Source organism: Liquorilactobacillus cacaonum DSM 21116 (genome assembly GCF_001436735.1).
Taxonomy (GTDB): domain Bacteria; phylum Bacillota; class Bacilli; order Lactobacillales; family Lactobacillaceae; genus Liquorilactobacillus; species Liquorilactobacillus cacaonum.
Map to the genome: position 1 here is coordinate 215587 of NZ_AYZE01000014.1, position 18923 is coordinate 234509.

General features: G+C 33.5%; 21 protein-coding genes. 16 read left to right on the plus strand and 5 right to left on the minus strand.

The features are described 5' to 3' along the window. The 6 genes from FC80_RS04900 to FC80_RS04925 all read left to right on the plus strand — a co-directional run bounded on the left by FC80_RS04900 (position 1) and on the right by FC80_RS04925 (position 5053). A complete protein-coding gene (locus tag FC80_RS04900; protein ID WP_057829016.1) occupies positions 1-978 on the plus strand; it encodes an ABC transporter ATP-binding protein in 978 nt (325 codons plus the stop codon). 1 nt (position 979) lies between these two features. Continuing rightward, complete coding sequence (locus FC80_RS04905) at positions 980-2167, plus strand: extracellular solute-binding protein (protein WP_057829017.1); 1188 nt, start codon at positions 980-982, stop codon at positions 2165-2167. A 2-nt stretch (positions 2168-2169) separates the two neighbouring features. After that, a complete protein-coding gene (locus FC80_RS04910; RefSeq protein WP_057829018.1) occupies positions 2170-3018 on the plus strand; it encodes an ABC transporter permease in 849 nt (282 codons plus the stop codon). A 4-nt stretch (positions 3019-3022) separates the two neighbouring features. Next, positions 3023-3475 carry a hypothetical protein gene (locus tag FC80_RS04915; protein WP_157055591.1) on the plus strand — a complete coding sequence of 151 codons (453 nt, stop codon included), beginning with the start codon at positions 3023-3025 and terminating at the stop codon, positions 3473-3475. Then, entirely contained in the window at positions 3472-4452 is a 981-nt protein-coding gene (locus FC80_RS04920; RefSeq protein ID WP_057829020.1) for a CehA/McbA family metallohydrolase, read from the plus strand. The genes FC80_RS04915 and FC80_RS04920 overlap by 4 nt, the downstream gene beginning before the upstream one ends. 304 nt (positions 4453-4756) lie before the next feature. After that, positions 4757-5053: a hypothetical protein gene (locus FC80_RS04925; RefSeq protein WP_057829021.1), complete on the plus strand. Its 297-nt coding sequence runs from the start codon at positions 4757-4759 to the stop codon at positions 5051-5053. Between the two features lie 556 nt (positions 5054-5609). Here FC80_RS04925 and FC80_RS04930 read toward each other — a convergent pair. Continuing rightward, entirely contained in the window at positions 5610-6311 is a 702-nt protein-coding gene (locus FC80_RS04930) for a beta/alpha barrel domain-containing protein (protein WP_057829022.1), read from the minus strand. A gap of 35 nt (positions 6312-6346) precedes the next feature. Continuing rightward, positions 6347-7123, minus strand: a complete 777-nt coding sequence (locus FC80_RS04935; RefSeq protein WP_057829023.1) for a methylenetetrahydrofolate reductase — start codon at positions 7121-7123, stop codon at positions 6347-6349. 106 nt (positions 7124-7229) lie between these two features. Here FC80_RS04935 and FC80_RS04940 point away from each other — a divergent pair, with 106 nt between their 5' ends. The 3 genes from FC80_RS04940 (at position 7230) to FC80_RS04950 (ending at position 9880) form a co-directional block, all read left to right on the plus strand. After that, positions 7230-7931, plus strand: coding sequence for a YjjG family noncanonical pyrimidine nucleotidase (locus FC80_RS04940; protein WP_057829024.1), 702 nt, complete (start codon positions 7230-7232; stop codon positions 7929-7931). A gap of 141 nt (positions 7932-8072) precedes the next feature. Beyond that, the gene (locus tag FC80_RS04945; RefSeq protein ID WP_057829025.1) at positions 8073-8336 is read left to right on the plus strand and encodes a hypothetical protein; all 264 of its coding nucleotides are present in this window, start codon (positions 8073-8075) and stop codon (positions 8334-8336) included. A gap of 329 nt (positions 8337-8665) precedes the next feature. Beyond that, complete coding sequence (locus FC80_RS04950) at positions 8666-9880, plus strand: MFS transporter (protein ID WP_057829026.1); 1215 nt, start codon at positions 8666-8668, stop codon at positions 9878-9880. 7 nt (positions 9881-9887) lie between these two features. On the opposite strand, the gene FC80_RS04955 is transcribed toward FC80_RS04950, so the two are convergent. Continuing rightward, positions 9888-10217 (minus strand): hypothetical protein, encoded by a 330-nt coding sequence (locus tag FC80_RS04955; protein WP_057829027.1) that lies wholly within the window; start codon positions 10215-10217, stop codon positions 9888-9890. A gap of 93 nt (positions 10218-10310) precedes the next feature. Here FC80_RS04955 and FC80_RS04960 point away from each other — a divergent pair, with 93 nt between their 5' ends. Genes FC80_RS04960 through manA form a run of 3 tightly spaced genes read left to right on the plus strand, consistent with a single transcriptional unit; the run spans position 10311 to position 12979 of the window. Next, positions 10311-10970: a histidine phosphatase family protein gene (locus tag FC80_RS04960; RefSeq protein WP_057829028.1), complete on the plus strand. Its 660-nt coding sequence runs from the start codon at positions 10311-10313 to the stop codon at positions 10968-10970. Then, positions 10970-11974: a serine hydrolase domain-containing protein gene (locus FC80_RS04965; RefSeq protein WP_057829346.1), complete on the plus strand. Its 1005-nt coding sequence runs from the start codon at positions 10970-10972 to the stop codon at positions 11972-11974. The genes FC80_RS04960 and FC80_RS04965 overlap by 1 nt, the downstream gene beginning before the upstream one ends. Positions 11975-12010: 36 nt before the next feature. Further along, complete coding sequence (gene manA, locus FC80_RS04970) at positions 12011-12979, plus strand: mannose-6-phosphate isomerase, class I (RefSeq protein ID WP_057829029.1); 969 nt, start codon at positions 12011-12013, stop codon at positions 12977-12979. An 85-nt stretch (positions 12980-13064) separates the two neighbouring features. Here the strand turns inward: manA and FC80_RS04975 are convergent, their stop codons facing one another. Together FC80_RS04975 and FC80_RS04980 are read right to left on the minus strand one after the other, a co-directional pair. Further along, on the minus strand, positions 13065-13769 hold the full coding sequence (locus tag FC80_RS04975) for a type 1 glutamine amidotransferase (protein ID WP_057829030.1): 705 nt from the start codon (positions 13767-13769) through the stop codon (positions 13065-13067). Then, entirely contained in the window at positions 13769-15118 is a 1350-nt protein-coding gene (locus FC80_RS04980; protein ID WP_057829031.1) for a Mur ligase family protein, read from the minus strand. Before FC80_RS04980 ends, FC80_RS04975 begins: the two co-directional genes overlap by 1 nt. Positions 15119-15346: 228 nt before the next feature. Between FC80_RS04980 and FC80_RS04985 the strand changes: the two genes are divergently transcribed. From FC80_RS04985 to FC80_RS05000, 4 genes are read left to right on the plus strand one after another with little or no spacing between them, the layout of a single operon-like run. Further along, complete coding sequence (locus FC80_RS04985; RefSeq protein ID WP_057829032.1) at positions 15347-15919, plus strand: thymidine kinase; 573 nt, start codon at positions 15347-15349, stop codon at positions 15917-15919. A 38-nt stretch (positions 15920-15957) separates the two neighbouring features. Further along, a complete protein-coding gene (prfA, locus tag FC80_RS04990) occupies positions 15958-17040 on the plus strand; it encodes a peptide chain release factor 1 (RefSeq protein ID WP_057829033.1) in 1083 nt (360 codons plus the stop codon). Further along, entirely contained in the window at positions 17033-17905 is an 873-nt protein-coding gene (gene prmC / locus FC80_RS04995) for a peptide chain release factor N(5)-glutamine methyltransferase (RefSeq protein ID WP_057829034.1), read from the plus strand. The genes prfA and prmC overlap by 8 nt, the downstream gene beginning before the upstream one ends. After that, a complete protein-coding gene (locus tag FC80_RS05000) occupies positions 17883-18896 on the plus strand; it encodes an L-threonylcarbamoyladenylate synthase (RefSeq protein WP_057829035.1) in 1014 nt (337 codons plus the stop codon). The genes prmC and FC80_RS05000 overlap by 23 nt, the downstream gene beginning before the upstream one ends. Positions 18897-18923 lie beyond the last annotated feature (27 nt).

Genomic DNA, 18923 nt, shown 5'->3' on the forward strand with positions numbered 1-18923 from the left:
GTGACAATAAAGTTAGAAATTAAAAATGTTTCAAAAAAGTATGATAATGGTGATGGTATTCAGGATATTAACTTGGAAGTTCAAGCAGGTGAAATCTTAACATTATTGGGACCTTCTGGCTGTGGTAAAAGTACACTGTTAAGGTCAATTGGTGGCTTTGAGAGTGTAACTGAAGGAAGCATCAGTATTGATAATCAAGATATAACGACTCTTCCACCTGAAAAACGTCCGACAATCATGGTTTTCCAAGGTTACAATCTTTGGGAGCGAATGACAGTATTTGAAAATCTTGAATTTGGGTTGAAGTTGCGTAAAATTCCAAAAGATGAGCGCAAAAATAAGATAGCAGATATGCTTGAGATGTTAGGCATTTCAGCAATGGCGCAGAAGTATCCTCAACAACTTTCTGGAGGACAACAACAGCGTGTTGCAATTGGAAGAGCATTGGTTTTGGAACCAGAAATACTATTGTTAGATGAGCCATATTCAGCCTTAGATGCAAAAATTAGAGTACAAATGCGAGAAGAATTAAAAAAGATTCAACAAAAACTAAAAATTACAACAATTTTTGTTACACATGATCAAGAAGAGGCGATGATGCTTTCAACTCGGATTGCTGTTATGAAAAAAGGCGAAATTGTTCAAGTTGGGACGCCAAGTGAAATTTATAATAGTCCAGCTGATATTTATATAGCCTCATTTATTGGTCAGATGAACTTTTTGAATCAAGAAAACAGAATTATTGCATTTCGTCCTGAAGACACAGAGTTTGTTTCAGTGAATGAAAATAATTCAGAAACTTTTGATGGTGTCATTCAAAGCTTAACGCAAATGGGACATTACACTCAATTGTTTGTAACAGTTGCGAGTGAAACAATTATACTTTTTGGTTCAAAAGAAGTAATAGAAAAATATACAGTAGGATCTAAAATTGTATTTAAAATTACAAAAAAGCTGAGTTTTGAAAAGGAGAAATAAAATGAAATTTATTAAGAAAGCTGCAATTTTTACAGCGGGGTTAGCAATTTTTGCATCATTGGCAGGCTGTAGTAATTCTACGAGTAACAAAAAAGCAACAAGCGAGTCTAGCACAAAGACAGTAAAACAAACAAATGTTACTTTGTGGGCAGGTGGTTCCCAAAATGTTAAAGACGGAATGACAAAAATTGTAAGTGCCTTTAATGCAAGTCCAGAAGGTAAAAAATATAAATTAAATTTGGAATTTATCATGTCAGGAACTAGTGCTGCAAGTTTGCAAGACCGATTGGTTGCTGCCAAAAAGGCAGGCCAGAAAAAAACAGATTATGATTTAATACTTGCTTCAGATGCAGAATATTCTGGATATACACAATTGGGTGGAAAAGATATTTTCTTGAAATACGACAAGTCAGCAATACCTAATATTAAAAATGATAAAGCAACTGTTGGGGCAGGACAGGGATACTTGCTACCATATCGAGGAACTACCGTTGTTTTAGCTTATGATTCTTCCAAAGTAAAGAATCCACCTAAAACTGCTAAACAGCTTTATGCATGGATAAAGAAGCATCCAGGCAAATTTGCATACAATACACCTGATTCAGGTGGGGCAGGATCATCATTTGTACAGACAGCACTTTATAATTACCTTCCTAAATCAGCATTGACATCTAGTGACAAGAAGTGGGAAGCTAAATGGGATAAAGGATTTAACTTGTTAAAATCACTTGATTCATATATGTATAAATCAGGTGGCAAGGTAGTTTATCCAAATAAAAACCAAGGAACAATGGATTTACTAACTAACGGACAGGTTGAAATGATTCCAGCATGGCAAGATATGACAACAATTGCTTTACAAAGTGGAACATTGCCAAAGACTATTAAAATGACACAAATTTCTCCAGCACTTACAGGTAACTTGGATAGTTTGGTTATTCCATCGATTGGATCGAATAAAAAGGGTGCTGAGGCTGTGATGAATTTCATGTTGACAAAGAAAGCTCAAAATATTCTTGTTAATACAATGGCAGCAATTCCTGTAATTAACGAAAAAGAAATTACATCAAGCAACCTAAAATATCTTAAGAATCTTAGTGCTAAGGATTTCCGTTTCTCAAGTATTGGTGATTTGTCAAATGACATGAATCAAAAATGGACTTCAGAAATTGGAAATGGAGTTAAATAACTATGAATGAAAGCAGAGGTTTGAGAAAAGCAATCATTCCATATATCTATGTGACACCAGCTTTTTTACTAATCCTGCTGTTGATCGCGTATCCGATTGTGACTTCAATACAACTATCATTTCAAGATTCAACAACATCACATTTCACAATAGCCAATTATCAATATTTTTTAACTAATAAGATTCAACTTTTCAATATTGGTTATACTTTGTTTGTGTCAATTGCAACAGTCCTTTTGTCATTAATTCTTGGTTTTATTCTGGCTCTTTATATTAGATTCAACCAAAATAAAATTAGTAAAGCTGTGGTAGCGTTAACTGTTTTACCACAATTTATACCAGGACTTGTCGCCGTGTACTCATTTATGATGGTTGTTCGTAATGGTGGCGTTTTGAGTCGCATTGCTTTGAAGTTTGGAATTCAGTATAACCCTAATATGTTGTACGCAGCAAAGGGACTAATTTCTATGAATTTATGGTTTAATATTCCATTTGCGACATTACTACTTTTAGCGAGCCTGTCATCAATTAAGGATGCATCTATAGAAAGTGCACGTGATATTGGGGCAAAAAAAATGACTTTACTTAAGGATATAATTTTGCCGAGTACGTATAAACAAATTTTTATTGCAGGAGCCTTTGTATTTATGAGCAATGTTGGAGCCTTTACTACACCATTCTTGATGGGTGCAAATAATCCACAAATGTTGGGCGTAGTTTTATATCGAGAGTTCAACGAAAATATGAATTACAATCAGGCGGCAGCTTTATCTGTAATTTTGTTTTTACTATGTAGTCTTTCTGCAGTTGTTTATATCATTGTTAATATGCGTAAGGAAAAGTGGAGATAAAATGTTGCAAGAATTAAAGCAATGGAATTTTGAATTGACCCCTGTAGACGATAAAACGAATATTCCATTTTTCTTTGAAATTGAAAAAGAAGTGGATGAATTAATCATCGAGCTACGATTTTCACCACAAGATGTTGAAGAGTCGCTTGCTAGAAAATTGATTGAAAAAGAATTGCTTGATAATGAATATGATTATGATGAATCAACGATAGTCAAGACATTACCGTTAAAAAATCTACTTACCTGCTCATTAAGTAAGGATGGGCAATATATAGGTAATCATCATTATAAAAGTTCTGAGCAACTTATTAAAATCAAAAAGAATTCTTCGTCTTTAGGATATAATGCAATTGGTGATTTGGTGGGCAAATGGAAAATTAATTTGCATCAGCATTGTGTTGCTTCTCAAAAAATTTCTGTGCAATTAGTAGTTAGCGAGGTGACCCAAGTTTTATGAGGTACTATAGCATTGAGTGGCACACACATACGACACACAGTGATGCTCAACAGACTACTATGGAGTTAGTCAATAATGCACAAGAATTTGGTTACGATATTTTAAGCATTTCTGATCATAATACGACAAGTGCATATGACGAACTTAAAGGAAATTGTATGTATGGAAAACGTCCATTTATTTTTAAAGGGTCTATTGAATGGACAACTTATTACGGACATATGCTTGTCTTAGGAGCAAATGAAATTATCGATTGGAGTATTGCCAAACCGGATGATATTGATAGTTGGATTAATAAAATTAAGATGGCAGATGGTTTGATAGGAGTTGCACATCCGTTTAAACTGGGCAGTCCAATTTGTACGGGATGTCATTGGGATTTTCTTGTACGAAATTGGGATAAAGTTGATTTTATTGAGATTTTTAATGGTAATTCTCCACAGAATCAGTTGTATAATGAGCAGGCTTACAAGCTTTGGAGTGATTTATTAAAAGAAGGTCGACATATTTCGTGTAGTAGCGGAAGAGATTGGCATCGCCCTAAAAAAGTTGAAGACAATGTAGCAATAAACTATATTGGATTAGAAGAAATTAGTTCGAGTCAAATAAAACAAAGTATTCGGCAGGGAAATTTTTATGTTACACTTGGTCCAACCTGTTCTATCCAAGTGAAAGCACATTCGAATTCTAGATTTTTTCAGATGGGGTCGTTACTTAATCCAGGTATGTATGAAGTCGATGTTGAATTGGGAGAAACAAGCAATAACTTGAACGGAAATTTCATGGTTAAGCCTACTAAGTTGCGATTACTTCAAAACGAAGAATGTATTGAGGAAATTAAGGTTACTGAACAACTTCGGAGTTACAAAGTTTCCTTACCACTAAAGAGTGGAGAATTTAGAGTGGAAGTTGTGGGAAGTTTTCAAAATAAGCCTGATGTTAAGCTGATAATTGCTAATCCTTTTTATGTTTCCTAATGGTTTTAAATCCGTATAGATTAGTTGACTACCAATTTCTTGTTAATTGTGATACAATGAATGTACATTAAGCGTTATTTAATTTATAGATCGTTTTTAGGTTTGGTGATCTTTCATGTTAAAAGGCGCAACTATAGAGTTGTAATTGTGTTATAGAGGTTGGGATAACACTTTGAAAGTTAGAATTTAATTTTGGTTCATGTAATAAAATTTTCGGAACAATTTAATATAATTAGCTTAGTTAGAAGGCGTCGTACAACGGTATGACGCCTTCGTCAATTTAAAGGTGGAAGAAGGATTTAAGATGGAACGTGTACTTAAAGATTTGGGATTAATGGTTGGTAATGAAACTAATCCATGTGTATATGTAGGAACAACAAATGGCAAGAATGCTGAAGGGGAAAAAGCAAAGGGTAAAGGACATATCGTTGTCGTTACTAGCTATAATCCGGGGAATAGTTCAATTAAGCATTCTAATGGAAAAAGTTTTTTACTGAAACCAGATATGAAAGTTTCAAAAATTGATGTGCGTGATTCTTATCGAATTGATAATGTTATGTATGATGATATCACTGAAGATATAATTGAACATGAAGACTAGTTTTAGCTAGTAATAATCAGTTTTAGTGGTAAAATATGGGTGTAAAGCTATCTTCTTTTTAAGGAGGTGAGATATTGAGTACATTTCCAATAGTATGTTGCTTTAGTAACTGAAAGGAAGTGATCTTATATCTCCTAGCAAGTAGGTGACTTGCCTTTGTTTTTCTTATAGAGGAGGTCTTAACCCCTTCCTAATTTCACTATAATTCTAAAATTTATTATTTATATTAAAACGTTAGTAGAGCCGACTTAATAGAGTAAATTTATACAGATTAGATGTTAATTCTGTTGATGATGATATTGGTTTGGTATTGCAGAATCGGGAGATAAAATACTTCTGATTCTGCTTTTTGGATATGAATTAATTCCATATCTAAAAAAGCAGAGTTTTGTGTATCTTTTACTAGCTGTTCGAAAAATTTGCCAAACATATTGGAATAACGTACAATGCAGTTGTCTTTTAGTTAAGGCAAAAGACAATGTTTAAACACTGTTTTTGACTATCTTGTGCTAGCTTACCTTTTTCGTGGGTGGTAAGAATGCAAAGGTAGTCTTTTTTAGTTCTCACGACGATACTGTTCCATTTTCTTTTGGAATGTCGCTTCTGTAATACCATAAGCAGTAAATGAAATTGCATTTGCTCCAGCCTGGATTGTTTTGAGAATCTGTTCATCTGTTTTACCACCAGAGGCAATAATTGGAAAATCCGGGTCTAAGTTAAGTCGTTTTAACTCATTTCTAGTCCAAGTTACTAGAAGTGCTGTATCTTTACCACCAGCAATGTTAAAAGCTTTGACCCCAGCTTCAATACGCTCTTTTAAATCGACATGTGAATTTACTATGGTATAAATAATTGGAACATCAACGGCTTTTTTTACACTTTTTATGGTCTCTATGGGAGTTGGTGCATTTAAGACAACAGCTTGTGCACCACTTTCTTCAGCAAAAAATCCTACAACTGCTGATCTTATACCTTTAGTTAAACCTCCTCCAATACCGGCGAGTATAGGAATGTTTGAAACAGTCGAAACTGCATCTAAAATTCTGGTGTTTGGCGTCCATGGATAAACGACTAATACAGCATCAGCATTGCAATTTGCAATTACAGCAACATCTGTTGTATAAATAATGCTTTTAATTTTCTTGCCAAATAAACTGATTCCTGATGCGTTACGAATTATTCTGGGTGTCTCAACAATGTCAGCACGTAGCTTAGAAGAAAGATTTGGTACTTTGAGTTTTTCAATTTTGTCACACATTTTATCACTCCTAAAAATATTATTTTCAACGTTGATTATGATACTCCTTTGAGTATAGATTCAACAACGTTATAGTCTTCAGTTGCAAAAAAATGAAAATCAGTTATTTTTTGGAGCATTAAACCATTTATCTGATTTATAGCGAAATTAATTCCGACAGTTCTAAGTTGACTTGCCTCAGTGGCAAAGCTGAATTCAGCGGGAAGGTGCAATTGTAGTGTGTTTTTAATGAAAGAAACTTGATTGAAAGTGGTAATAGGCATTATGCCAGCTTTGATACGTGATTTGATGCCAAAAGCTCTGCAACGAAGTACAAATTTTTTAAATAAGGCGGAATCAAAAAAAATTTGTGATATAAATAGACTACATCCGGCAAGTTCTTTTTTTTTCATCAATAAAAGTTCTTGTGCTAATGATTTCTCTGAAATTATGGCTTCTGGATGACAAGCACATAGAATATTTAGATTCGGAAATTTTTTATGCATGAATAGAGTCAGCTTGAGACTGGAGGAGAATTGGCTTATCTGGGATTTTTTTTCACCAGATAAAATAAGCATGGAGTCTAGGTTGGATTGTTTAATTGTAATCATAAGTTTGTTTAGCTCAGCAGAAGAAAATGCGGAAGCTGGTACATGAATTACTGTTCTAACATTTGTCTTGTTTTTTTGCAAAATAGCAGTTGAAAGTGTTGTTTTAAAAAAAGATAATGAATGATTCGTATATGCAACACTTATAAATTCTGGATTGAGATTTTTTAGATTTACATCTAGATGATTTTGAGAAATTTCAAATGAATAATTAAAAATTGCCATATAAAATATCCTTTTTGATTTAGATTTTTATTAATTATAATGTTTTTTTACGAATACATAAACCTTGATTATTGTTATAATTGAACTAATTATGGAGGAATGGACTTTGACTAAAAAATATCAGACTATATTATTTGACATTGACGATACATTGTTAGACTTTAAAGCGACAGAGAATCAAGCGTTAGAACGACTTTTTTCTGAAATAGATGGAATTAATTTAAATGAGCATATTAAAGAAGATTTTCGAATATTTAATCAAGGACTGTGGAAGAAACTTGAACAAGGTAAGATTTCAAGGGAGCAACTATTAGGAACGCGTTTTGCAGATTTTTTTAATAACGAATTTAACCTTGTTGTTGATAATGAAAAAATTAGTAGGAAATACCTTACCTATCTTTCAAAAGGGCACCAAGAAATTGAAGGTGCAAGAAAATTGTTAACGGATTTAAAAAATTATGGTTATGACTTATACGTTGTTACCAATGGAATTAAGCGTGTTCAAATACCGCGATTAGCAGATTCACACTTTGCTCAATTTTTTTCTCAAATATTTATTTCTGAAGAGGTCGGATTTCAAAAACCAAATAAAAATTTTTTTGATTTTGTTTTTGAAAATATTGAAGGTAGTAAACCACAAAATTCTTTAATCATAGGTGATTCACTGACATCTGATGTTTTAGGAGGAATCAATGCAGGTATTGATACAATTTGGTTTAATCCAAAAAACAACAAAAATTTGGTGAAGTACAAAGCTAGTTATACAGTTAACAATCTTTTTGAAATTAATAATATTCTTATTGATTAATGTAAAATGAGTAAGTAGTAAATGAGATGAATAAGGTAACTAATTAGATATTTATAACATGTATTTGAATTTATAAATGATATAATTACTATATTAGATAAAATTTAACTGTATTTATAGACTGTGAGAGGTGAAGTGTGTATGTTTAAGGTTGTTCTTGTAATGCATGATGGAGAAAATGAATACTATCGTATGAACAAGGTATATTTTGAAAACATGCCTGTTTCCGGGCAGTATATCTATAACTCAGATGGCCTAGCATATCGCGTCGAAGAAGTGGCAAGTTTTGCAGGATATGTTAGTGAAAAAGGTGCAACAACTATTTTAGTGGTTCATCCGGTTGATAAGGATGAACCAGTTAGTAATATATATGGCCTAGATATTGAACGTGACTTGGATGATTAATTAGCTAACGACAACAAATTTTTATTATAAGAATAGATAGGATTATCTCTAACTATTTACCAGTATGAAAAAAAGCATGTGCAAACAATAAAGGAACTGAGTTAAAAATTACATTTTGGCTGTAGTTTCTTTTTTGGTTTCCAAATAAATTTTTTAGGGTGTGTTTAACTATATTTGGATTTTAACGACAAAAGCAAATAATATTATTATTAGAAAATTCTGGACTTTCGATAATTAGTTTTTGCTGCTAGGTATCATAATTTTGTAGGCTAAAGGAAGTTCAAGTGTTAACATTGTAATTGTTTAATTTATAAGGAGCTGAATTTTGTATGGAAGGTACCACTACAAATGATAAACGAGTTTGGAAAAGAAGTTTCCTGACACTTTGGTTTGGGTGTTTTATTACAGCGTTAGGTTATTCAATGACAATGCCATTTATCTCATTGTATATAGATACATTGGGGAGTTTTTCGACGTGGCAACTAAATATATATTCTGGAGTTGCGTTTTCGATTACATATTTTTCACAGGCAATTGTTTCTCCTTTTTGGGGAAGTTTAGCAGATCAAAAAGGCCGTAAGTTGATGTGCCTTCGTGCTTCAGGAGTAATGGCTTGCACAATATTTTTAATTGGAACTGCGCAAAGTGTCTGGATTGTTATTTTATTGAGATTTTTACAGGGTGCTTTTTCAGGTTATATTAATAATGCAACTGCTTTAATGGCAGGAGAAACCCCACATGAACGTAGTGGACAGGTAATGGGAAATTTGATGACTGCAAATGTTACTGGTACTTTGTTAGGCCCCTTGTTTGGTGGGTTAATCGCTGGAACATTAGGATATCGAATTACATTTTTTATTACTGGTTTTTTGATGGCAACTGTGTTCGTATTAACTTATATTTATGCTAAGGAACATTTTGTTGCGATTCCTGCAAAAAAAATGAAGCCAATGAAAAAAATTTTTGCAGAGTTAGATAATAAAGGATTAATCGTTACAATGTTTTTGACAACATTGCTTGTTCAATCATCATTAATGTCAATCTCACCCATTATTAGTTTATTTGTAAGACAGTTAATGCACGGTCAAGGAAATATTTCTTTAATTAGTGGTGTGGTTGCTGCAATGCCAGGCTTTGGAACGCTATTAGTTGCTTCAAGGATTGGCCGATTAATGGATAAAACAAAACCGGAAAGGGTTTTATTATTCGGATTATTAGTAACAGCAATAGTTTTTGTCCCTATGTTTTTTGTCACAAGTCCGCTGCAGTTAGGTGTTTTGCGTTTTGCATTAGGCCTTTCTAGCGCAGCTATGTTACCGGCGGTGCAGACAATTTTGACTGTAGATGTACCAAGTGAAGCTTTTGGAAGGATTTTTAGCTATAATCAATCTTTTCAAGCAACTGGTGGGGTTGTGGGCCCTTTGATTGGTTCACTTGTCTCAAGTGTATTCGATTATCAAGGAGTTTTTTTAGTGACAGCAGGCTTAGTATTACTTAATTTTCTAATAGTGCTAAAATTTGTTCCATTTAAATTACATCGTTGAGAAAAACTTATTCAAACGAAAGTTCTAGAAAATATCTCTGAATTTTTGTGACATACGTAGTAGTAACCCAAACTTCAATAAAGTAAGGGTTATTTATTTGTCCTAAATCAAGATAAAAGTCTAGTAGATTGCCGTGTTGCGCAACAAAGTCATCAGTTAAACGATTAACCATTAGCTGATTAGCTGGGAAATATATATTAGTATCCGCAATTGGTGTTTCGTTTGGAATAGAAAGTCTAACAACATTATTATATGGATTATTCAATATTTGGCAGTTAGCTTGGTGTCTTTTTAAATAAGATAGCAAATTAAAAATAGAATCAGAATTACTTGCCATTTTTATCATTCTCCTTAGTTATTTAACTTAATTGTAGCAGTATTTTTGGTATAATTGAACTAACTTAAGAATTTCTTTGAATGAAGGTGAATTATGACAGTACATTTTTATTTAGTTAGACATGGGCAGACACAATTAAATAGGCATCATCGGCTTCAAGGGATTACTGATTCACCGCTAACTAACAAAGGAATGATAAAAGCTAGCAAGTTGGGAAAACAGTTGCAAGATATTAAATTTGCTGGAGCTTATGTGAGTGATTTAAAAAGGACACAAGAAACAGCAAGAATAATTTTGAGTGAAAACCTAGAAGCAAAGCCAAAGATTATTCGTGAACCTGGCCTTAGAGAAATTAGTTTCGGTAACTTCGAAGAAATGAAAAATCGCCACATGGTTCCTAGTGCAATCAAAAAGTTGGGAATAAAACAAATTGTTAAGGCTGCTTTAGCAAAAAAAAGAGTAACTGCTGTCGCCAATTTGTTTAGTAAGATGGATGAAGGTGCACAAATTGAGGATGCTGACCAGTTAAATATTAGAATTGAGAGAACTTTGTCTACAATTGGAAAACAATATAATGGAAAAAATGTGAATGTCTTAATAGTAGCTCATGCATTGATTCTTTCTTTATTTATTGAAAACCTAAGTGGGGATGTTCCACTTTTTTTACTAAAGAACGCACGAGTAAGTCAAGTTGATTATGAGAATGGAAATTTTAAGATTGTAAATGTAAATAAAAAGAAGTCGATAAAATGATGAATCCAAAAACAGCACAATTATTGCATGAACTTGTTGATAGCAAGATAGTACCAGGAGTTTCATATACGATGATTCAACATGAAAAAAAACAGAGTGAATTTTTTGGAGAGCGCCAACTTGTCCCTAATAGGGTTAAATTAACAGCACAATTAAAATATGATATCGCATCACTAACAAAAGTTGTAGGAACGACTACTGTTATTTTAAAACTAGTTGATAGTGGGGTGCTCAAATTTGATGATTTGATTATTAAATTTTTACCGGCTTTTTTTGATAATCGGGTCACAATTAGGCACTTACTAACGCATACCTCTGGAATTAGTGGGTATATAAAAAATCGAAATAAGTTAGGTAAAGAAGAACTTTTGAAAGCTCTATATACACTACATGTTGGACCAACTTTTGAAAAAGAAGTCGTCTATACGGATATTGGTATGCTTTTTTTGGGCCAAGTAATTGAAAGTATCTATGGAATGCCGGTTCAAAAAGTTATTGAACAAGTTGTTTTGCAACCATTATTATTAGATAGTAGTTCGTTCTCTCCTAAAAAAGAAGAGTGTGTCCCTACTGAAATTACGCTTGAGCGAGGATTAATCCAAGGAGTAGTTCACGATCCCAAAGCATATATTTTAGGTGATCGATGTGGTTCGGCGGGGCTGTTTATGCCCATGCAAGACCTAGTTTCATTTTCAAGGTGGATGATAAATGAACGAACGACGCATAATTATTTTAAGTCTAATATTTTAAATGAGTTATTAAAGGATCAAACACCTACAAAAAATCTAGGGAGAACATATGGATGGGATTTACGAATCAATCGATTTGACCAAAAATGTATATATCATACGGGTTATACTGGAACATTTCTACTAATAGATTTATTACAAAAAGATGCACTTATTGTATTGACCAATAGAGTTCACCCAGTTACTCCAAATAATGAATTTTTATTACGCCGTGATCAAATTATTGCTGAATATTTGAGGGAAAAAGATATATAATGTAAGCGAGACCAAAAAAAGAGAGGGGCAACAATTATGGCAAAAGAACCACTTTTTTTAGAACCTGCTTTTCAGGAAAAAATCTGGGGTGGAAATAGACTTTCAACGGAATTTGGATATCAAATTCCAAGTGACCACACGGGAGAATGTTGGGCAATATCTGCACATTTACATGGGCCAGCAACTATTGCTAATGGTGAGTTTAAAGGGTATAAACTCAATGAACTATGGAATGAACATCGTGAGGTATTTGGAAATGCAAAAGGAGAAGTTTTTCCATTGTTGACAAAAATTTTGGATGCTAAAGCAGCTCTTTCTGTGCAAGTTCATCCAGACGATAAATATGCGATGAAACATGAGCATGAATTAGGAAAGACAGAATGTTGGTACGTGATTGCAGCGGATAAGGATTCTGAAATGATTTATGGGCATTATGCTAAGTCTCGTGAAGAACTAGCAGATATGATAAAAAATGAAAAATGGGACAAATTATTGCGCCATGTTCCAGTTAAAGCTGGAGATTTTTTGTATGTACCAAGCGGAACAATTCATGCAATTGGTAAGGGTGTAATGGTCTTGGAGACCCAACAAAGTAGTGATACAACTTATCGTGTTTATGATTTTGATCGTGTTGATGCAAAAACTGGGGAAAAAAGAGAACTTCATATACAACAATCGATTGATGTGACAAATGTACCTCATATCGATCCAAATTTAGATATTAAGAAAATTAAAAAAGACAATGCAGAATTAACAACTTTTGTACAAACAGATTTTTTTAGTGTTTATAAATTGGAGTTGCTTAAAGGACAGTATACAGATATACGAAAGAAAGCACCATACACACTATTTTCTGTTTTGGAAGGTAACGGGAAAGTGATAGTTGATAATAAGGAATATGTGATTAAAAAGGGCAATCACTTCATTCTACCTTTCGATGTAAAGGAGTGGAAATTTGAAGGTAATCTGATTTTGATAATTTCTGAGCCTGGGGATAAAGCGTAGAAAAAACTTAATGATTAAGGATAACTATACAAAAATACCAAACCATAGATTGTATTGGCTTGGTATTTTTATATCAAGAAGTTTATTAATAGGTAGGTTTGATCTCTAATTGTTCTTGTTGAGAGAAATCCGCATTTGGATATTTTCTTTTCAAAGCCAAAAGTAATAGCCTTTTTGCTAGTTCACCATTGCGTGCAAGAATTGGTCCGTGAAAATAAGAGCAAAAGATATTTTTGTAGATTGCTCCTTCAGATTTGTCTGTTCCATTATTACCATGGCCACTAAGTACTACACCTAATGGGCGTTCACCTTGTCCTAGATAAGTAATACCGTTGTGATTTTCAAATCCATGATATGTGTGTTCTGTTTCTGTGTTTTTGATGACAATATTACCAATAAAGCGATTATTATTTTGACTTTTTGTATAATGTGGCAAAGCACTTATTCCAGGAATTTTTTCTCCTTTGGCTCCAATATAATATTCTCCCAAAAGCTGATAACCTCCACAAATTGCAAGCATCGGACCGTTATGTTCGATAAAAGAGGTCAAAGAGTTTTTTTTATTTTGAATGTCCTTTGAAACGATGACTTGTTCATAATCTTGACCGCCACCAAAAAATGCTAAATCAAAGTTTTTTTCATTAAATGGTTGATTAAGACTGACGATTTCTGAGGTTAATTCAACATTCATCTGTTTTGCATAGTATTCAAGAACAAGAATATTGCCAATATCACCATAGGTATTCAAGAGATCACCATAAAGGTGGGCAACATGTAATTTAAATTCCATTATTCCATTCCCTCCTTGATATAACCTTGGCTTGCTAATAATTTACGTAATTGTAAAACGGCTGTGTAAGTTGCCAAAACATATACTTTTTTTGTGGGAATTTTTTTTATTGATGTAAGAACATCCGAAAGACTTTCACGTTCAAGAAATTGTTCTTGCGTTACACCGGCAACTTTTAAACGAAATGCAATATCACGATAACGTTCACCACCTGCTAGAACTACAGGAATATTCGAAAATGGAAGATTTTCAAAGCGCCCATCCCAAATCCAGCTGGTGTCAATTCCATCAGCATAATTTGCATTTAACAAGACTGCTAGTGAAAAAGGATGAGTGTCAGTTTTAATCATTTCAAGTACTTGATCTAGTCCAACTGGATTTTTTACTAAAATTAGTGTTAATTCTTTATCATCTATTTTAATGACCTCTTGGCGACCAAACACTTTTTCGTCTTTGTCATTCAATGTTTGAGCAATTTGCTCGTCATCAACGTCAAAAAAACGACCAATGCTATATGCTGCAAGTGCATTGTAAATATTATAGTTACCACCAATGTGTAAATTAAATACAGTATTGCCAATGATAAATTCTGAACTTTGTGGTGTTTGTTTGCTTATTTTTGAAACATAAAAATCGAGTTCAGGTCTTTTAAAATCACAATTTGGGCAATAATATTTCCCTAAATTGGCATAGGATATTTTTTTATAGTGCAAAATATGTTGACACTTTGGACAAAGTAATCCGTCTGTGTTAGGCAATGCAAGTTGTTCTTTATCAGGAACAGCATCAATACCATAATAGATAGTAGGGTTAGGCAATGAAATGCTGTTAAAAATTGGAGCATCTCCATTAGCAATAATTGTTGCAGTTGGCTCAAGTCTTATTCCCGCAAGAATTTTAGCATATGTTGTATAAATTTCACCGTAACGATCCATTTGATCACGAAAAATATTAGTTAATACAAATACTTTTGGTTTGACGTAACGTGTTACAAGTTCAACATTTGCTTCATCAGTTTCAAGTATAGCCAGTTTTTTCCCATTTTTATTTTTATGTGAAGTTAGAAATGCTGTAACAATTCCTTGTTTCATATTTGAACCGCTTGGATTTGTTAAAACACTTGAATACTTTGAATTAAGTACTTTTACGGTCAAAGCAGTTGTCAAAGTTTTCCCATTTGTCCCAGTTATGAGGACAGTTTCGTAGTCTTTTGCAAGATTTTGAAGAACATCGGGATCAATTGTTAATGTAATTTTTCCCGGTAATGAAGTTCCTCCATGTAAAAAATTGTGTAAAAACCAATAGGATGTTCGTCCCGCAATAATCGCCGCTGAACTTTTGAGTGACATTATAGTTCCTCCATTCCAAAAAAACTACATTTAGTAATCATGTGTGATTCTAGTTTTTTTGTTAATTACAAAGAAAATAATATCATAAAACGAAGTTAAAAGGTTAAGTGACTGTCAGATAAAAGGTTAATTTAAAAGAAAATACAAAGCAATGGATAGATGAATAGTGAAATTTGAAAAAGAATCATATATAATTAATAGGAAAGTCTAAATTTGGAGTTGATAATCATGGCACAATTGTTTTTTCGTTATGGTGCAATGAATAGTGGTAAGAGTATTGAAATATTAAAGGTTGCACATAATTATGAAGAACAAGATAAGACAGTTGTGATTATGACAAGTGCTGTTGATAATCGAGATGAGATTGGATTTATCACAAGTCGAATGGGACTGAAAAGAAAGGCGTTGCCTATTTACGATACAACTAATGTTTATGAGAAAATATTGAGTATAAAACAAGAATTATCCTGTGTATTGATTGATGAAGCACAGTTCTTGCGACAGCATCATATTAAGGAATTGGCAAAAATTGTTGATAAATTGGGTATTCCGGTAATGGCCTTTGGATTGAAAAATGATTTTCGAAATGAATTATTTGAAGGTTCCAAGTATCTTTTACTATATGCTGATAAAATTGAGGAAATGAAGACAATTTGTTGGTTCTGTGCAAAAAAGGCTATTATGAATTTAAGAATGCACAATGGAAAACCTGTCTATGATGGCGAACAGATTTTAATTGGCGGTAATGAAGCATATTATCCGGTTTGTCGAAAACATTATTTAAATCCACCGCTAGACTAAAAAACTATACTATATGGAAAAATGGAGGTTTATTTTTAATGAATGATTTGTTTGATCGCTTGCAATCTCTTGAAGATCGCTACGAGGAATTGGGTGAATTATTATCCGATCCCGATATTATAAGTGATACAAGAAAATTCACGAGTCTTTCAAAAGAAATGGCAGACTTAAGAGAAACAGTTGAGAAATATAATCAATATAAAAATGTAACTAAGACAATCAAAGATGATGAAGAAATGTTAGGTGAAAAACTTGATGATGAAATGGCATCAATGGTTAAGGAAGAATTAGCAGCTGCAAAAGTTGAAAAAGAGAATTTAGAAAGTGAGATAAAAATTCTCTTACTTCCGAAGGATCCTAATGATGATAAGAATATTATTATGGAAATTAGAGGGGCTGCTGGTGGAGATGAAGCTAGCTTATTTGCTGCAGACTTGTTTGGTATGTACTCAAAATTTGCTGAAAAAGAAGGATGGACAATCGAGGTTCTGGATAAAAATGTTACCGAAGTTGGAGGTTTTAAAGAACTTGCACTTTTGATTAATGGTAACAGCGTTTATTCAAAATTAAAATATGAAAGTGGTGCACATCGTGTGCAACGAGTACCGGTCACTGAATCAGCTGGGCGGGTGCATACATCTACTGCTACTGTGGTTGTAATGCCAGAAGAAGAAGATGTTGAAATTGATTTGGATCCAAAAGATATCAGAGTTGATGTCTATCGCTCATCCGGTGCTGGTGGACAGCATATCAATAAGACTTCATCTGCGGTTCGAATGACTCACTTGCCAACCGGAATTGTTGTTGCAATGCAAGATCAACGTTCACAACAGCAAAACCGTGAAAAAGCAATGAAAATTTTAAAAGCACGTGTTTATGATTATTATTCATCAAAAGAACAAAATGAATATGATCAAACACGTAAGTCTGCAGTCGGGACTGGCGATCGTTCAGAAAGAATTAGAACATATAATTATCCACAAAATAGAGTAACAGATCATCGAATTGGCTTAACGTTGAATAAGTTAGATAGAATTATGAACGGTGAGTTGGAGGATGTAATTGACGCTTTGATTTTATTTGATCAGACTAAGGCTTTGGAGAATCTACAAAATGACTGAGATTAGCTTTTTTGAGGCCCAGAAATGGGCTTTTTCTTTTATTGGAAAAAACGATTATGAAACAAAAAATGTAATACAGATGTTTTTGCTAAACCTTAGAAATTGGAATGAGTTACAATTACTGCAAAACCAACGTATGAAGTTAACAGATAGCGAATTTTCGAGGTTTAAAAGTTCACTTGAAATGTACCTTGAAGATTGGCCACCGCAATACATTATTGGGCATACGATTTTTTTTGGACATAGATTTGAAGTTACCGAAGATACGCTAATTCCTCGGCCTGAAACAGAGGAATTAGTAGAGTGGATTTTGAAAGATGAAGCTAATGGAATTAGACAAAAAAAAGTTGTTGATATTGGTACTGGTACTGGAGCAATTGGAATATCACTCAAGTTGGAACAACCAAATTGGGATGTAACTATTTCAGATATTTCTCAAAAAGCACTTTTAGTTGCTCAAAAAAATTCTGAAGCCCTTCTTGCAAATGTTGATATAGTTCAAAGTGATTTATTTGCTAAACTGAAGGATAAATACGATGTAATTGTTTCTAATCCGCCCTACATTGCTTATTCAGAGATAAGTTTGATGGACAAATCAGTTATTGAACATGAACCAAAAAAGGCATTATTTGCCGAAGAAGATGGCCTTTACTTTTATCGTAAAATTGCGCAAGAGCTTCCCAAATATTTGCGTGAAGATGGTTCTTTGTACCTCGAAATTGGATTTAAGCAAGGTAAGCAAGTTGTTGATTTGTTTAAGGGGATTGGACAGGTGGAATTAAAAAAAGATTTTTATGAAAATGATCGCATGGTAAAAGTTGTCTTAAAAAAAGGAGAAAAAAATGTTAATCACGAAAATTTATGAGCCAAAGGATCTTGCTAAAGCGGCAGATGAGCTTACTAAAGGTGAGTTAATTGCGTTTCCTACCGAGACTGTTTATGGATTAGGTGCGGACGCTACCAATGAATTGGCAGTAAAAAGGGTATATTTGGCGAAAGGACGGCCATCTGACAATCCCTTAATAGTAACAGTTTCGTCTTTTGAAATGGTTCAACGATTTGTGACAGATATTAGTTTGGATGCCAAAAAGTTAATTGAAAGTTTTTGGCCGGGTTCGCTAACTATTATATTAAAAATTAATCCGGGTTCACTGTCAAAAGTGGTTACTGGAGGACTTGAAACTGCTGCATTTAGAATGCCTAAAAATGATGTAACTCGGAAGTTAATTGAGCTGGCTGATGTACCAATTGTGGGCCCCTCTGCAAATTCATCTGGAAAACCAAGCCCTACTACCGCTGAACATGTTTATCACGATTTAGAAGGGAAAATTGCAGGAATAGTTAACGATGGTCCGACAAAAGTAGGAGTAGAATCAACTATTATTGATATGTCAACTGACATTCCAGCTATTTTAAGACCTGGTGCTGTGACTTTTGAAGAAATAGAAAATGTTTTGCAAAAAAAAATAATTACAGATCAACATAAAGTGGGGGCAAATGAAGTTCCAAAGGCACCTGGAATGAAATATAAGCATTATGCTCCGAGTGCTCAAGTTTTAATAGTGGAAAAAAATAAATGGGAAAAAGCATTGATTTGGGCAAAGAAACAATCGACTGTTATCGGGGTATTGGCTTCAAAAGAAGAAGAATCCCTTTTACCTGAGAATTGTAAATTTTTTAATTTGGGTACAGATGTTAAAAGTGCCAGTCACAATCTTTTTGCGGGATTGCGTTATTTTGATGATCAGGCTGATGTGAAGTGGATTTTAGCTGCGGCATTTCCTGAAATTGGATTAGGTAAAGCTTATATGAATCGATTAAAGAAAGCGGCAGGGGATCAATTTTTTACAGATTAATTTCAGATGAAATAAGCTAGCCAAATT

Excerpts from the sequence above, each read along its gene's own strand:
- FC80_RS04905 (WP_057829017.1), top strand. The coding sequence starts at position 980 with ATGAAATTTATTAAGAAAGCTGCAATTTTTACAGCGGGGTTAGCAATT.
- FC80_RS04910 (WP_057829018.1), top strand. The coding sequence starts at position 2,170 with ATGAATGAAAGCAGAGGTTTGAGAAAAGCAATCATTCCATATATCTAT.
- FC80_RS04920 (WP_057829020.1), top strand. The coding sequence starts at position 3,472 with ATGAGGTACTATAGCATTGAGTGGCACACACATACGACACACAGTGAT.
- FC80_RS04925 (WP_057829021.1), top strand. The coding sequence starts at position 4,757 with ATGGAACGTGTACTTAAAGATTTGGGATTAATGGTTGGTAATGAAACT.
- FC80_RS04930 (WP_057829022.1), bottom strand. The coding sequence starts at position 6,311 with ATGTGTGACAAAATTGAAAAACTCAAAGTACCAAATCTTTCTTCTAAG.
- FC80_RS04935 (WP_057829023.1), bottom strand. The coding sequence starts at position 7,123 with ATGGCAATTTTTAATTATTCATTTGAAATTTCTCAAAATCATCTAGAT.
- FC80_RS04945 (WP_057829025.1), top strand. The coding sequence starts at position 8,073 with ATGTTTAAGGTTGTTCTTGTAATGCATGATGGAGAAAATGAATACTAT.
- FC80_RS04950 (WP_057829026.1), top strand. The coding sequence starts at position 8,666 with ATGGAAGGTACCACTACAAATGATAAACGAGTTTGGAAAAGAAGTTTC.
- FC80_RS04955 (WP_057829027.1), bottom strand. The coding sequence starts at position 10,217 with ATGGCAAGTAATTCTGATTCTATTTTTAATTTGCTATCTTATTTAAAA.
- FC80_RS04960 (WP_057829028.1), top strand. The coding sequence starts at position 10,311 with ATGACAGTACATTTTTATTTAGTTAGACATGGGCAGACACAATTAAAT.
- FC80_RS04965 (WP_057829346.1), top strand. The coding sequence starts at position 10,970 with ATGAATCCAAAAACAGCACAATTATTGCATGAACTTGTTGATAGCAAG.
- manA (WP_057829029.1), top strand. The coding sequence starts at position 12,011 with ATGGCAAAAGAACCACTTTTTTTAGAACCTGCTTTTCAGGAAAAAATC.
- FC80_RS04975 (WP_057829030.1), bottom strand. The coding sequence starts at position 13,769 with ATGGAATTTAAATTACATGTTGCCCACCTTTATGGTGATCTCTTGAAT.
- FC80_RS04980 (WP_057829031.1), bottom strand. The coding sequence starts at position 15,118 with ATGTCACTCAAAAGTTCAGCGGCGATTATTGCGGGACGAACATCCTAT.
- FC80_RS04985 (WP_057829032.1), top strand. The coding sequence starts at position 15,347 with ATGGCACAATTGTTTTTTCGTTATGGTGCAATGAATAGTGGTAAGAGT.
- prfA (WP_057829033.1), top strand. The coding sequence starts at position 15,958 with ATGAATGATTTGTTTGATCGCTTGCAATCTCTTGAAGATCGCTACGAG.
- prmC (WP_057829034.1), top strand. The coding sequence starts at position 17,033 with ATGACTGAGATTAGCTTTTTTGAGGCCCAGAAATGGGCTTTTTCTTTT.
- FC80_RS05000 (WP_057829035.1), top strand. The coding sequence starts at position 17,883 with ATGTTAATCACGAAAATTTATGAGCCAAAGGATCTTGCTAAAGCGGCA.